The sequence below is a fragment of the Streptomyces sp. NPDC057702 genome, assembly GCF_042799315.1.
In the GTDB taxonomy this organism is placed as follows: Bacteria; Actinomycetota; Actinomycetes; order Streptomycetales; family Streptomycetaceae; genus Streptomyces.
This window is the reverse complement of the sequence record NZ_JBHVJC010000072.1, coordinates 1-14,657: the sequence shown is the minus strand read 5'-3', so window position 1 is coordinate 14,657 and position 14,657 is coordinate 1. Positions and strand designations below refer to the sequence as shown.

10 protein-coding genes are annotated in these 14,657 nt (G+C 74.5%); 3 read left to right on the top strand and 7 right to left on the bottom strand.

Annotated elements, in window-relative coordinates:
- Positions 1-168: 168 nt before the first annotated feature.
- Both ACFVFR_RS31590 and ACFVFR_RS31585 read right to left on the bottom strand, forming a co-directional pair.
- Positions 169-2,748 (bottom strand): ABC transporter permease, encoded by a 2,580-nt coding sequence (locus ACFVFR_RS31590; protein ID WP_383708027.1) that lies wholly within the window; start codon positions 2,746-2,748, stop codon positions 169-171.
- The gene (locus tag ACFVFR_RS31585; RefSeq protein WP_383708025.1) at positions 2,745-3,533 is read right to left on the bottom strand and encodes an ABC transporter ATP-binding protein; all 789 of its coding nucleotides are present in this window, start codon (positions 3,531-3,533) and stop codon (positions 2,745-2,747) included. The genes ACFVFR_RS31590 and ACFVFR_RS31585 overlap by 4 nt, the downstream gene beginning before the upstream one ends.
- Before the next feature lie 595 nt (positions 3,534-4,128).
- On the opposite strand from ACFVFR_RS31585, the gene ACFVFR_RS31580 reads away from it, so the two are divergent.
- Positions 4,129-5,904, top strand: coding sequence for an MFS transporter (locus ACFVFR_RS31580; protein ID WP_383708023.1), 1,776 nt, complete (start codon positions 4,129-4,131; stop codon positions 5,902-5,904).
- 43 nt (positions 5,905-5,947) lie between these two features.
- Here the strand turns inward: ACFVFR_RS31580 and ACFVFR_RS31575 are convergent, their stop codons facing one another.
- A complete protein-coding gene (locus ACFVFR_RS31575; RefSeq protein WP_383708021.1) occupies positions 5,948-7,213 on the bottom strand; it encodes a cellulose-binding protein in 1,266 nt (421 codons plus the stop codon).
- A gap of 455 nt (positions 7,214-7,668) precedes the next feature.
- Entirely contained in the window at positions 7,669-8,586 is a 918-nt protein-coding gene (locus tag ACFVFR_RS31570; RefSeq protein ID WP_383708031.1) for an SDR family oxidoreductase, read from the bottom strand.
- Between the two features lie 86 nt (positions 8,587-8,672).
- On the opposite strand from ACFVFR_RS31570, the gene ACFVFR_RS31565 reads away from it, so the two are divergent.
- A complete protein-coding gene (locus tag ACFVFR_RS31565) occupies positions 8,673-9,248 on the top strand; it encodes a TetR family transcriptional regulator (protein WP_383708019.1) in 576 nt (191 codons plus the stop codon).
- Between the two features lie 142 nt (positions 9,249-9,390).
- On the opposite strand, the gene ACFVFR_RS31560 is transcribed toward ACFVFR_RS31565, so the two are convergent.
- Both ACFVFR_RS31560 and ACFVFR_RS31555 read right to left on the bottom strand, forming a co-directional pair.
- Complete coding sequence (locus ACFVFR_RS31560) at positions 9,391-10,995, bottom strand: AMP-binding protein (protein WP_383708017.1); 1,605 nt, start codon at positions 10,993-10,995, stop codon at positions 9,391-9,393.
- A gap of 69 nt (positions 10,996-11,064) precedes the next feature.
- The gene (locus tag ACFVFR_RS31555; protein WP_383708029.1) at positions 11,065-12,267 is read right to left on the bottom strand and encodes an MFS transporter; all 1,203 of its coding nucleotides are present in this window, start codon (positions 12,265-12,267) and stop codon (positions 11,065-11,067) included.
- A 197-nt stretch (positions 12,268-12,464) separates the two neighbouring features.
- On the opposite strand from ACFVFR_RS31555, the gene ACFVFR_RS31550 reads away from it, so the two are divergent.
- A complete protein-coding gene (locus tag ACFVFR_RS31550) occupies positions 12,465-12,917 on the top strand; it encodes a winged helix-turn-helix transcriptional regulator (protein WP_383708015.1) in 453 nt (150 codons plus the stop codon).
- A 459-nt stretch (positions 12,918-13,376) separates the two neighbouring features.
- Here the strand turns inward: ACFVFR_RS31550 and ACFVFR_RS31545 are convergent.
- A partial coding sequence (locus tag ACFVFR_RS31545) for an SUKH-4 family immunity protein (protein WP_383708013.1) occupies positions 13,377-14,657 on the bottom strand: 1,281 nt, incomplete at its 5' end.

Sequence of the window (14,657 nt, the reverse complement as noted above, 5' to 3'; positions counted from 1 at the left end):
GCCCGGGATTCCTCCCGGGCCGGCCGCCACGGCGACGGACCATCCCCATGGCACCCGTCGTCCAGCGACCGTCCGGCCGGGCGGAGCCGGGGGGCTTCCGCCAGGCCGGACGGCCCGCTCTCGCGGTGCGGCCGGCCCCGGGTGGCGGGGCGGCGGCCTACCGCGTGCTCAGTCCGTCGCGATGGCGTTCAGGACGTTCATCCGGCCGGCGCGGAAGGCGGGCACCAGGGCCGCGAGGAGGCCGACCAGCGCCGCCCCGACGAAGACCCCGCCGATCGTGGGCCACGGGATCTCCAGGGTCTTCAGACCCTCAAGTGCCAGCAGCTTCTGGGCCGTCACACCCCAGGCCATGCCCAGGCCGAGGCCGAGGAGGGCGCCGAAGAGGGCGATGACGACCGACTCCAGGCGGATCATGCGGCGCATCTGGCGACGGGAGAGGCCGATGGCGCGCATCAGGCCGATCTCGCGGGTGCGCTCGACGACCGACAGGGCCAGGGTGTTCACCACACCCAGGATGGCGACGATGATCGCGAGGCCGAGGAGGCCGTAGACCAGGTTGAGCATCTGGCCGATCTGGTCCTCAAGGAGCTTCTTGTAGTCGGCCTGGTCGCGAACGGTCACGTCCGGGTACGGCTTCAGCTCGGCCTTGAGCGACTTGTACGCCTCCCGGTCCTGACCGTCCTTGGCTATCGCGAACATCATCAGGTTCTGCGGCATCTTCTCGGGCTTGATGTGATCCCGGGCCGTGTCGACGCCGACGTAGATCGCGCCCTTGTTGAACGCCGTGTCCTCGGAGGTGATGACGCGGACCGTCAGCTTGGCCGTGCCGCCCTCCTTGAAGTCCACGCTGAGCACGTCGCCGAGGCCGACCTTGTGGTCCTTGGCGAAGCCCTCCGGGACGCCGATGGAGTTCTTGGCGAACGCGTCGGACAGCTTGCCCTCGATCACCGGGGAACGCAGGTCCTCGGCGTAGCTGGGGCTGGCCGCGTCCACGTCGTCCTTGATCTTCTTGCCGGCCGGCGTGGTGATCGTGGCGTTTTCGAGGAGCTTGTAGTCGCTGACGTGGTCCAGGTGCTTGCCGCGCTTGACCGCCTGCTCCACCTGCGGCTTGATGGTGCCGTTGTCGGGCTGGATGATGAAGTCCGCGCCGACCGACTTGTCCAGTTCGTCGCTGGCGGAGGCGACCATCGAGGAGCCGACCACCGACAGGCAGGCGACCAGCGCCAGGCCGATCATCAGGGCCGCGCCGGTGGCGCCGGTGCGGCGCGGGTTGCGCAGCGCGTTGCGCTCGGCCATCCGGCCGACGGAGCCGAAGACCCGCAGCAGCACCGCGCTCAGCACCCGGACCACCACGCCGGCCAGCAGCGGGCCGATCACGATGAAGCCGATCAGCGTCAACAGCACGCCCAGGCCCAGGAACATCGAGCCGTCGGTGGCCTTGTCGGCGTTCGCGGCCAGGGCCAGGCCCGCCCCACCGGCGCCGGTGAGCAGCAGGCCGAGCACGGCCCGCACCCGGCCCGCGCGGCTGTCGGCCGGAGTGCCGGCGTCGCGCAGCGCCGCCATCGGGGAGATCTTGCCGGCCCGGCGGGCCGGTATGTACGCGGCGACGACGGTGGTCAGGACACCGATGACCAGGCCGATGACGGGCGTCGCGGCCTTGATCGTCAGTTCCGAGGTGTCCAGGTTCATGCCCATGGTGCCCATGAGCTTCATGAGGCCGATCGCCAGGCCCACACCGCCGGCCACGCCGAGGATCGAGCCGACCACACCGAGCAGCAGCGCCTCGAACAGCACCGAGCGGTTGATCTGGCGGCGGCTTGAGCCGATGGCCCGCATCAGGCCGATCTCGCGGGTGCGCTGGGCGACCAGCATCGAGAAGGTGTTGACGATCAGGAAGATGCCGACCAGGACGGCGATTCCGGCGAAGCCGAGCATCGCGTACTTCATGACGTCCAGGAACGAGCCCAGGTCGTCCTTGTTCTCCGCCTTCGTCTCGGCCTTCGTCTGCACCCTGAGGCCGCTGTCCGCGCCGAGGGAGGCGATGACGGTCTGCTTGAGGTCGTCGTTGCTCACGCCGGGGGCGGCGGTCAGCGCGATCGAGGTGTACTGGCCGGAGGTGCCGAGCAGGCGGCGCTGGGCGGTCTTGTCGTCCAGATAGAAGATCGAGGAGCCGGGGTTGGTGACCTGGAGGGTGACGATGCCGCTGATGGTGGCGGTGAAGTCGCCGGGCACGGCGATGATCCGCACCTTGTCGCCGAGCTCCAGGTCGTTCTTGTCGGCCGTGTCGGCGTCGACCATGATCTGGGTCGGGCCGCGCGGCGCGTGGCCCGAGGTGATCTCGCTGGACCTGAGCTCGGCGCTGTCCCAGTTGGTGCCGATGGTCGGCGCGCCCTCGGCCATCGCGATCTTCTCGTTGTCCGTGTCGACGGCCGTGATGGACGTGGAGATCACGTCACCGCTGGCCGCCTTGACGCCCTTGACCTTGGCCAACTCGGCGACCTTGGCGGCCGGGACGGTGGGCACCTCGCGCGAGCGCTGCACCTCGTCGCCCTTGGGGGCGTCCTTGGGGCTGACGTTCACGTCGGGCGCGGTGGCCGAGAAGATCTTGTCGAAGGTGGAGTTCATGGTGTCGGTGAAGACGAGCGTGCCGCACACGAACGCCACCGACAGCAGGACCGCGATGGCCGAGAGGGCCATGCGTCCCTTGTGCGCGAAGAAGTTGCGCATCGAGGTCTTGAGCACGGTCATGACACACGACCGCGCGCGTCGAAGTGCTTCATGCGCTCCAGGACCAACTCGGCGGTCGGCTGGTACATCTCGTCGACGATCCGGCCGTCGGCCAGGTACAGCACCCGGTTGGCGTACGAGGCGGCCACCGGGTCATGCGTGACCATCACGATGGTCTGGCCGAGCTCGTCCACGGACCTGCGCAGGAAGCCCAGCACCTCGGCCCCGGCCCGCGAGTCGAGGTTTCCGGTCGGCTCGTCACCGAAGATGATCTCGGGCCGGGCGGCGAGGGCGCGGGCCACGGCCACGCGCTGCTGCTGGCCACCGGAGAGCTGGTTCGGCCGGTGCTTGAGCCGCCCGGCCAGGCCCACGGTCTCCACCACGCGGTCCAGCCAGGCCCGGTCGGGCTTGCGGCCGGCGATGTCCATGGGCAGCGTGATGTTCTCGATGGCGTTGAGCGTGGGCAGCAGGTTGAACGCCTGGAAGATGAACCCGATCCGGTCCCGGCGCAGTTGGGTGAGCTTCTTGTCCTTCAGGCCGGTGATCTCGGTCTCGTTGACGTAGATCTGACCCGAGCTCACGGTGTCCAGGCCGGCCAGGCAGTGCATGAGCGTCGACTTGCCGGAGCCCGACGGGCCCATGATGGCGGTGAACTGGCCCCGGGCGATGTCCACGTCCACGTGGTCCAGGGCCACCACCCGGGTCTCGCCCGAGCCGTACGCCTTGACCACCTGACGTGCCCGCGCGGCAACGGCCGTATGCCCTCCGCTGCCCCCGGTCCTGGGAATCGATACAGCCGTCGTCACGGTACTTCTCCTTGGTTGGGTGTCCGGCGCGGTCCTCGCCGCGGTAACAAGACTGGTCGAGCACGGGCCCGGTCGCGATGGTGCTCAGCGCCGTATCCGACCTGGGGCTAACCCCACCCTCGGGGTCGTGCCGCCTGCAGCAAGCCTAGGAAGACGGGCCTGTGACCTCGTCATCCGACGGTACGAAAGCCGGGTAGGGGGAAGCCGGTCGGCACCCCTAGGGGGTCGACCCCCAGGACGTGGGCCGGTCTCAGGGTGCGGGGTCGCCGCAGGCGTCGGCGGCGGTGCCGCGCGTCGGCCGCGCCAGGCGCGTCGGGCGTACGGGGCGGGCGCGGGGCCCGCCTCGGGGGCCTCGGGGTCAGCCGTACGGGAGACCCGGAGTCCCCGGCCCGGCACCGGACCGGCCACGCCCCGCGACTGACGCCCGGTCAGGACCACGACCGCCGCCGGCCATCGCCCGCCACGGGGCGGGGTCCGCCCGCCGCACCGGGCCCGACGACCAGCGTCGAGTGACGTTCATGACGCCCCGAATCCGGTACCGCGCCGCCCCGGCCCGTGGAAAGGTGGGTAGTACAACGAGCACTGGAGGGGCACGGTGGGCGGCACCGCACGGCACACGGACCAGGGCCAAGCCCCCCGCGCCGCCGACCCGCCACCCGGCGCCGCCCGGCGCGGACCGGTGGTGGCCGCGCTGATGCTGGCGATGGCGCTCGCCGCCCTGGACTCCACGATCATCTCCACCGTCGTGCCACAGATCGTCGGCGACCTCGGCGGCTTCGCCGTCTTCTCCTGGCTGTTCTCCGGCTACCTGCTGGCGGTGACGGTCTCGCTACCGGTGTACGGGAAGCTGTCGGACACCTTCGGTCGCAAGCCGGTGCTGCTGGTGGGCATCGCCCTGTTCCTGGCCGGCTCGCTGCTGTGCGCCACGGCCTGGAACATGGCCAGCCTCATCGCCTTCCGCGTCGTGCAGGGCCTGGGCGGCGGCGCGCTGCAGGGCACCGTGCAGACCATCGCCGCCGACCTGTACCCGCTCCGGGAGCGCCCGAAGATCCAGGCCAGGCTCTCCACCGTGTGGGCCACCTCGTCGGTGGCCGGGCCCACCATCGGCGGCCTCATCGCCACCTACGCCGACTGGCGCTGGATCTTCCTGGTCAACCTGCCGGTCGGCGTCGTGGCCCTGTTCCTCGTCGCACGCCACCTGCACGAACCGGCCCGCGCCCGGCCCGGCGGCAGCGGGCCGGCCGGCACCGGGCGCGGACGGCCCCGGGTGGACTGGGCCGGGGCACTGGGCATCTTCTGTTCCGGCAGCCTGCTGCTGACCGCGCTGGTGCAGGGCGGCGTGGCCTGGCCGTGGCTGTCGACGCCCTCACTCTGTCTGCTGGCGGCGAGCGCGGCCTGCGCGGCGGGCACCGTGGTCATCGAGCGGCGGGCGGCGGAGCCGATCATTCCGGGGTGGGTGTGGCGCCGGCGTACGATCGCCGCCGTCAACCTCTCCCTCGCCGGTCTCGGCCTGCTGATGATCGCGCCGACCGTGTTCCTGCCCACCTACGCGCAGTCGGTGCTCGGCCTCTCCCCCACGGCCGCCGGGTTCGTGTTGTCCGTGATGACGCTGAGCTGGCCCATATCGGCCGCCCTGAGCAGCCGCGTCTACCTGCGCATCGGCTTTCGGCAGAGCGCGCTGCTGGGCATGGGCCTGGCCGCGCTGATCCTGCTCGCCTTCCCACTGCTGCCCTATCCGGGCGCGGCCTGGCAGCCCGCGTTGATCATGCTGCTGCTCGGGGCGGCGCTCGGCATCTTCCAACTCCCGCTCATCATCGGGGTGCAGTCGTCGGTGGGCTGGGCCGAGCGCGGCACGGCGACCGGGTCCGTGCTCTTCTGTCGCCAGGTCGGGCAGAGCGTGGGCGCGGCCCTGTTCGGAGCCGTGGCCAACGCCACGCTGGCCGCGCGGCTCGCGGACGCGCCGCCCTCGCTCGGCGACGACCTCCCGGACGACCTGGACGCGGTCGCGCGGGCCCTGGAACACCCCGGCGAACTGTCCACCGAGGCCGCCGACTACCTGCGGCGCGCGGTAGACGCCTCGGTCGACTACGTCTACCTCGGGGCCGCCGGCGCCGCCGCCCTCTCCGTCCTCGCGCTGCTCCTGCTCGCCCCGCGCGTCTTCCCCACCCACCCGGACGAGGCCCCCGATCCCGCGACCGGCCCGGCCGGCGACGCCCCGCCCGCCCCCGGCGAGCGCCCCGTACCCCCGGGGCTCCCGGCAGCGGACCAGGCGAGCCCCGAGGCGCCCTCGCCCCCCGAGACACCCGCCCGGCCCGGGCCAGCCACCCGCCCGGGCGCGCCCGTGCGGCCGGACTCCCCGCGCGGGCCGTGAACCACGTCGGCGCGAGCCCGCCACCGCGGGCGGACCCGAGCCCCTACGGCGTGCGGTGTTCCACCGGTGGGACCGGCAGCTCCACCTCGATCGTGTCGTCCTCGTCACCGAGCTTGCGCGGCGGCGGGCCCCCGGCCGGGCGCGGCACCGCGCGGCCCGCGCTCTCGGCGGGTTCGGTCGCGGCGGGTTCGGTCGCGGCGGGCCCCGTCGCTCCGGGTGCCGCGCCGGCCCGGTCGGCACCGGGGGCGGCGTGCGCGGGCGCCGGCTCGTCGGCGGGCCCGGGGGCGGCGTCGGCCGCCTTCGGGCCGTGCGCCTGCGGGTCGTGGTCCGCGTCGGTGCCGCCCGGCGCCTGGGCCGGGTCGGCCAGGGGCGCGGCCTCCGCGCCGTTCGACGGGGTGGCGGCCTGGTCGGGGCGGCGGTCGGCCGGCACGCGGCGGCCGGTCAACGCGCCCAGGCTCTCGCGGACGTGCTCCATGTGCTCGGTGAGTTCCTCGCGCTCGGCCGCGTGCAGCCGAAGGACCTGCTCCGTCTCGCGCTCGACCCGCTCCGCGCGCGCCCGCGCCCGGGCGACGAGCTCCTCGCCCTGTGCCTCGGCGTCCTCCTGCCCGTGCCGGGCGGCCTCCTCGACCGTCGCGTAGGCGCGCTGGGACTCGGCGACGGTGCGTTCGCCGAGGGCCGCCAGTTCGGCGATACGGGACTCCAGGGCGGCCTCGCGCTCGGCGATCTCGACGCCGAGCGCCTCCCAACGGTCGGCGTGCTGCTGGCTCTGCTCCTCGCCCAGCGTCCGCGTCCGCTCACGGGCCAGCTGGAGCTCGTCGACGGCCTCGCGACGCCACCGCTCGGCGTCCGCCTCGGCCTCGGCCCGCAGCTCCACGGCGGCGGCCTCGGCCTGCTCAAGTCGCCGCTCGGCCCAGTCGTCCGCGTCGGCGCGCAGTTCAGCGGCGGCGGTGGCCGCCGCGTCGCGTGTCGCGTCGGCGTACTCGGCCGCCGCGTCCGTGGCCTGCTGGCCGGCCTGCTCGGCGTCCGTCCGCAACCGCTCGGCCTCCCGCTCGGCGGTGGCCAGGATGAGCTGGGCGCCCTCGCCGAGTTCCGCGTACGTCTGCGGGGGGAGCTGGGCGACCACCTCGCGCAGCCGCTCCGCCTCGGCGGCCATCTCGTTGGCCAGCACCGTCAGCCGGGCGGCGCGCTCCCACGCCGCGTCCCGGGCCGTGGACAGCTCGCTCAGGTACCGCTCCACCTGCGCGGGACGGTAGCCGCGCTCGCCCCGCCCGGTGGTGGTGAAGCCGTGGGGTGAATCCGTCCCGCTCATCGTTGAAGCCCCTCTATCCGGTGTCTCCGCCGAACATCTTTGTAGATGCGAGCGAAATGCCCATACCGCGACACTCCACCCGGCCACTCAGGCAAGGATGCGGCAATTGGTGCCGGAAGTCGTAATCTCGGGGATTTTCACGGCGATGCAGCGGAGCGTCACGATATTGACCGTGGACGGGAAGGGGCCGTTCGCGGCGCGAGTGGCGCACCGGGCGGGTGACGCCCGCCCGGCGCGGCCACCGGAGCGCCGGGCGGACGGGCGGTGGCCCCATGGCGGGGCGTACGACACCGAGCGCTCGTGCGCCCCGCGCCGTACGGACCACCCGGCCGTACGGACCGCCCACCGCACCGCCCCGGACCACCCGACCAGCCCGGACCGCCCACCGCGCGATCCACCGCGTCGCACGGGCCCCCGGCCGCGCGGGCGGGGCGGGCGGGCGGCGGCCCGGCGGGTCAGGCGGCGGGGGCGCGGAAGTAGTGGCCCTGGTCCAGGTCCTCGATCAGGCCGGGGCGGTTCGGTCGCCAGCCCAGCAGTTCGCGGGTGCGGGTGTGCGACGCGGGCGAGTCGAGGCCCAGGAAGGTGCCGAGCCAGTCGAAGTGGGTCGCGGCGTCCTCGGGGGCGATCGGGGCGACCGGCAGGTCGAGGTGGCGGCCGATCACCTCGGCGATGTCGCGGATCGCGACGCCCTCCTCCGCGGCGCCGTGCAGCACCGATCCGGCCGGCGCCCGCTCGACGGCCAGGACGAACAGGCGCGCGGCGTCCCGGCGGTGGACGGCCGGCCAGCGCTGGGTGCCCGCGCCGAGGTAGCCGGAGACGCCCGTGGCCCGGGCGCGGGCGATCAGGGCCGGGACCAGGCCCTGGTCGCCCGCGCCGTGGCAGGACGGGGACAGCCGCACCACCGAGGAGCGCACCCCGCGCGCGGCCAGGGCGAGCGCGGCCTGGGCGGTGGCCAGCCGGTGGGCGAACGGCGAGCCGCCGAGCGCGGGCACCTCGTCCTCGGTCAGGACGCGCTCGGGTGCGATGCCGGCCAGGCCGGAGGCGACGACCAGGGGGCGGTCGGTGCCGGCGAGCGCGTCGCCGAGGGCGTCCACGGCGCGCCGGTCCGCGTCGGCGGCGCCCTGGAAGTCGCCGCTGTAGACGCTCTCGTGCTTGAAGGCGAGGTGGATCACCCCGTCGGAGGCGGCGGCCGTGGCCCGCAGGACGTCCAGGTCGTCGAGCGTGCCACGGACGACCTCGACCCCGGCCGCCGCGAGCGCGGCGGCGGAGGCGTCGGAGCGGGCGAGCCCGACGACCTGGTGGCCCGCGTCGATGAGCTCGGGAACCGTGGCGGAGCCGATCCAGCCGGACGCGCCGGTCACGAAGATGCGCATGGGAGTACCCCAGTCGTTGACGACAGTGACTGACATCGACCCTAGCACCCCTGATGTCAGTCGCTGTCGTCACGTAGAATCCGCCCATGGGACGATGGGAGCCGAACGCGCGCGAACGCCTGGCGACAGCGGCCATGGAGCTCTACGAGCAGCGCGGCTTCGAACAGACCACGGTGGCCGAGATCGCCCGCCGGGCCGGCCTGACCGAGCGGACCTTCTTCCGGCACTACGCCGACAAGCGCGAGGTGCTGTGCGGCCGGTCGGACTCGCTTGAGGAGCTCATGGTGAGCGCGGTCGCCGCCGCGCCGGCCGCCGCGCCGCCGTGGGAGGCGCTGGGAGCGGCGCTGGAGGCGTCCGCCGCGATGTTCGAGGGGCAGCGGGACTTCGCCCGCTGGCGGCAGAGCGTGATCGCGGCCAACGCCCAGCTCCAGGAGCGCGAGCTGATCAAGTTCGCCTCGCTGGCCGCCGCGCTCGACACGGCCCTGCGGGAGCGCGGCATCCCGGAACTGACCGCGCAGGTGAGCGCCGAGACGGGGGTCGCCGCCCTCAAGGTCGCCTTCGCCCGCTGGCTCGCGGCGCCCGAGGAGCGCCCGCTGGTGGAGGTCGTGCGGGAGACGCTGGCCGCGCTACGAGCCGTGACCACGCCCCCCTCGACCGACTGAACCGACCGCGCGCCCGCGCGGGCCGGGCCCGATCGACCGCGCGCCCCCGGGCCGGTCGCCCCCGACGCGCCGGTACGAGCGAACGCGCCCGTTCCGAGGTGGCCACCTCGGAACGGGCGCGTTGGTCACCCGGCGGGGCGGCCTACCGCCGCCCGGTGCCCGCGCCGAGGCCCGCCGCCCCCGGCTCGGCCCGCGCCCCGTCTCCGTCCTCAGGGGCGGCGTCGGCGAGCGCCGCAGCGCGCAGCAGCTTGCGGTCCGGCTTGCCCGCCGGCGTCAGCGGCACGGCGTCGATGACGCGTACGGCGCGCGGCGCGTACATGGCACCCCGACGGGATCGGACGAACTCGACGAGCTCCGCCGGGCGCACGGTCTGACCGGGAGCCGGGACGACCGCCGCGCGCACCTCCTCGCTCGCGTCGGACCGGCGCACCCCGAAGACCACGCAGGCGGCCACGGTGGGGTGGCTGATGAGCAGCTCCTCCACGTCGGTCGGGTAGACGTGGCCGCCCACCACGATGATCTTGTCGCTCAGCCGGTCCACGAGGAACAGGTAGCCGTCCTCGTCCAGGTAGCCCACGTCGCCGGTGTGCACCCAGCCGTCGCGCAGCACCTTGGCCGTGGCCTCGGGCTGCTTCCAGTACCCGCTCATGATCTGCGGCGTCCGCACGCAGACCTCGCCGCTCTCACCGGCCGGGAGCGCGCTCCCGTGCTCGTCGCGGATCTCCACGCGCACACCGGGGGCCGGGCGGCCGACGGTGACCTGTCCGGAGGCGCCCACCACGGCGTGCTCCGCCGGGCCGACCGCGGCGATCATGCCGGCCTCGGCCTGCCCGTACCACCCGGTGAGCACCGGCCCGAACGCCCGCTCCGCCTCGCGCAGTCGGGAGGCGGAGGCGGCGCTGCCGCCGTAGGCGATACGGCGCACGCTGGACAGGTCGGCCGTGGCGCGCGCCGGGTGGTCGAGCAGCCGGTACAGCAGCGGCGGCAGCAGCCACAGGTCGGTGACGGCCTCGCGCTCGATGGCGGCGTAGACCGCGGCCGGGTCGAAGGAACGCTGGATGACCACGCGCCCGCCCGTGAGCAGCGTCAGGTCGGCGACCATGCCGGCGAGGTGGGCCAGCGAGGTGGCGGCCAGGAAGGTGGAACCCGGCTCGGCCACGGCGGTGCCGGCCCGCAGCGCCTCGCGGTGGAAGCCGTGCGCCATGCGAATGCCCTTGGGGACGCCGGTGGTTCCGCCGGTGTGCCGGATGCACCAGTCGTCCTCGGGCCGCGCCGCGCCCGCCACCCGGCGCCCCCGGTGGCTGGCGGCGAGCGCGAGCAGGTCCGCGCCGACGCCGCTGGGCCCGAAGGTGAGGACCAGCGGCGGCCGGAAGTGGGTCACCAGCTCGCGCGCCGCCGCCTCGTGCGCCGGGTCGACGAGCAGGGCGACCGGTTCCACGCTGCGGGCGATGTGGGCGAGGGTCTCGGGGGCCAGCGCCTCGTAGAGGAAGACCACTCGGGCGCCGATCAGGTTCACCGCGTACCGGGCGCTGAGCGCCTCGGGCCGGTTGCCGGAGAGCAGGGCCACGGTGTCGCCGCGCCCGATGCCACGGTCGACCAGTTCGGCGGCCATCGCGTGCACGGACTCGGCTAAGGCGCCCGCACGGATCGACTCGCCGTCCTCGGTTCGGATCGTGACGCGCTCGGGGTCCGCGCGGAGGACGTCGATGATGAGCTCTGGGTAACTAGTGAAGGGCGTTTCCGTCATGACAGCGACGTTAGGCGGCGCTCCGTGTGCGTTCCACTACCAAATGCGCATGAGGCGATGCCCGGCGGGCTATGAGACCGGGGGCGCCGGGGACGCGGGGGCGGCGGGGCCCGGGAGCGTGCGCCGCGTGGCCACCCAGAGCGCGAGGGCCAGGACGCTGAACCCGGCGCCCAGCGCGCACACCGCGCCCCAACCGGCCGCGGCGTACAGGGAGGTGGCGGCGATGGCGCCGGTGGCGCTGCCGACCGCGTAGAAGATCATGTAGCCGCCGATCAGCCGGCTGCCCGCGCTCGGGTGCAGGGCGTAGATCAGGGTCTGGTTGGTGACGTGGACGGCCTGCACGGCCAGGTCGAGGAGGACCACGCCGACGATCAGGGCCCCCAGCGAGCTCCGGGTGAGGGCCAGGGGCAGCCACGAGAGGGCGAGCAGGGCCAGGCCCGTCCCGGTGGTCCATCCGGAGTGGCCCCGGTCGCTCAGCCGGCCCGCCGCGGTCGCGGCCAGCGCGCCGGCCGCGCCGATCAGGCCGAGCGCTCCGATCGCGCCGTGCGACCAGTGGTACGGGGCCTCGCTGAGCGGTAGCGCGACGCTGCTCCACAGGGTGCTGAAGGACGCGAAGACCAGCAGGCCGAACAGGGCGCGCAGGCGCAGCAGCGGCTCCCGGGCGAAGAGGGTGAGCGTGGAGCGCAGGAGGTGGCCGTAGCGCAGCGTCGCCTGCGGGGCGCCGGCCCGGCGCGGCAGTACGCGGTGCAGGACCAGGGCGAGCAGCGCGGTGAGGGCGGCCGAGGCGAGGTAGACGGCGCGCCAGCCGGCGAGGTCGGCGACGAGGCCGGAGGCGGTGCGGGCGAGCAGGATGCCGACGACGACGCCACTGGTGACCAGGCCGACGACCCGGCCGCGCCCGGCGGGCGGGGCCAGTGAGGCGGCGAAGGCCACCAGCGTCTGCGTGACGACCGCCAGCGACCCCGTCGCGGCCATGCCCGCGAGCAGGACCGCGGCCACCCGCGAGGTGGCCACCACGATCAGCGCCAGCACCAGGAGCAGCAGTTGGACCACGATGAGCCGGCGGCGGTCGACCACGTCGCCCAGCGGTACGAGGAGGAAGAGGCCGAGTCCGTATCCGACGTGGGTGAGCGTGACCACGGCGCCGACCAGGGCCGGACTCAGGCCGAGGTCGTGGCCGATGGTCACCAGGAGCGGCTGGGAGAGGTAGACGTTGGCCACCGCGGCCCCGCAGGCGACGGCGAACAGGACGACCACCCCACGCGAGAGCACGAACCCGGCCCCCTCCCCGGACTCCCCTGGCCGCTCCGTCGCCGACCGCTCCGCGCCCTCCCGCGCCACCGCCGCACCGTCACCGGACATGAACACCCCTCCACCCGTCTGGTTTCATCTTGCAACCACTAATGGGGCAGGACGGTAGCCCGTCTTGGTAGCATGTTGCAACCACAACGAGAGTCGGGAGCGACGCCATGGTGACCAGGACCCGCTTCGACGACAGCGAGTGCCCCGTGGCCCGGTCGGTGGACGCGATCGGCGACTGGTGGTCCCTGCTGATCGTGCGGGACGCCTTCGACGGGAGCCGACGCTTCGGCGAGTTCCAACGCGGCCTGGGCGTGGCGAAGAACATCCTGACCGCGCGACTGCGCACGCTGGTCGCCGGCGGCGTGCTGGCCTCCGTCCCCGCCTCGGACGGCAGCGCCTACCGGGAGTACGTCCTGACCCCGAAGGGCAGGGCGCTCTTCCCCGTCATCGTGGCGCTGCGCCAGTGGGGCGAGCGACACTCCTTCGCCCCCGACGAGCCCCGCTCGCGCCTGGTCGACCGCCGGGGGGAACAGCCCCTACGCCCCCTGGAGGTGCTGGCCGCCGACGGCCGCCCGCTGGACCCCGACGACACGGTCGTCCACAAGGTCACCGCCCCCTGACGCCGCGCACCCGACGGCGCGGCGGGCCGTGGAACGCGCGGTCCGCAGCCCCGGGGAAGTGGCGCCCCGCGCCGAACCGCCGCGCCGGCCGCCGTGGCCGCCGCGCGCCCACCCGGGCGAGGCCGCCGCGCGGCGCGACACGGACAGGCGCGGGTCCCCTCACAACGGCATGCCCCTGACAGCACGCCCCTGACGGCCCGCCCGTGCGGGCACGCCCGCGACGGCTCACGTACCGCGTACGCCGTCGGGGCCCGGACCCTGACGTCGCGTCAGGCCATGAAGCCGTGTCCGATGTGAGGGCGCCTCAGGGGCGACGGCCCGACGGACACGGGCGGTGCGTCGGGCACGACGACGCGCCCCCGGGCCGACGGCGCCGGCGGGCGGGCGCGGCCCGAACGGGGCGCCGCCCCCCGGCAACGGGTCAGCTCGGGGCCCACCCGGACAGCCGGGCGCGCGCCGCTACAGGAGGCCGTCCCACATCTGCTCCAGCAGCACCGCCCACCAGTTCTCCGGAGAGGCCAGCGCCGCCGGGTCGAGTGCGGTGAGGTGGGTCTGGAAGTCCACCGTCCAGCGGCCCGCCTGCTCCGGCGTGAGCCCCGTACGCAGCCGCCACATCCAGCCGAGCAGGCCCAGACAGCGGACGAACTCCGGCAGCCCGGTGTTGACGAACTGCGGCGGCACCGGGGCACCGCCGGGGCCGCCCTCGACGGGCACGGCGACGATGTGCGCCGTGCCGTACTGCACGCACAGCTGACGGCCGAAGTCGTTGCCCATCACCAGGTACGAGCCGGCGTCCGACGCGGGCTGCACCCCGCGCTCGGCGGCCAGCTCGGCCAGCGTCGGCACCGGCCGACCGGGCTGCGCCTGCGCCCAGAAGAAGGGCCCGAAGTCCACCGGCAGGCCGGCCCACACCAGGGTCTGCGCGACGATGTCGGGCACCCCCTGCCGGGAGACGGCGCGCTGGTCGAAGCGGAAGACGGCCTGCGGCCCGAACGGCGCGAAGGCGTTGTGCAGTTCCTGGGCGACGCCCTCGGGCGGCAGCGCGGGCGCCCGCTGCACCTGGCTGGGGTGCGGCAGCGGCACCCGCACCGGCGCGGGCCTGGCCGGCCCGTCCGCGACCTGGTGCAACTCGCCCTGGTGCTCGATCAGATGGCGTACGCCCTGCTGACGGGTGGCGTGGTCGCGGCCGTAGGGGGCGGTGTGGCTGATCCGCACCTGCGGCCAGGACTCGCGGATCATGCGGGCGCAGTAGCCGCCGGGCAGATCACAGGACTCCAACTCGGTGTGCAGCTCCAGGACCTGCTGCGGCGGCACGTTCATGGCGCGCAGCTCGTGCAGGATCTGCCACTCCGGATGCGGGGTGCCCGGCGCGGAACGGCGGATGATCTGCTGCTCGGAGCCGTCCTGCGCCCGGTAGCGGAGCACCGCCATGTAGCCGGGGCCGACCGTGGGCAGCGCGGCGGGCTGCGGGTAACCGTACGGGCCGGCCATGGCGGGCGCGCCGGGCACGCCGGGGCCGGGCACGCCCACCCCGGGCGGCGGGGCCGCGCCCGGGTGGCCGTGCGTGCCGGGCCCGGGCGGCGGCGGGGTGCCGACACCCGGCTGACCCGGCGCGACCGGGCCGTGGGGACCGGCGAGCATCGTGGCCGCCGCGTGCACCCCGCCCGGAGCGCCGGGCGGGGTGCCCAGCGGGCCCGGGGGCGGGGTGCCGCCACCGGGGACACCGGGCGGCTGCTGCGG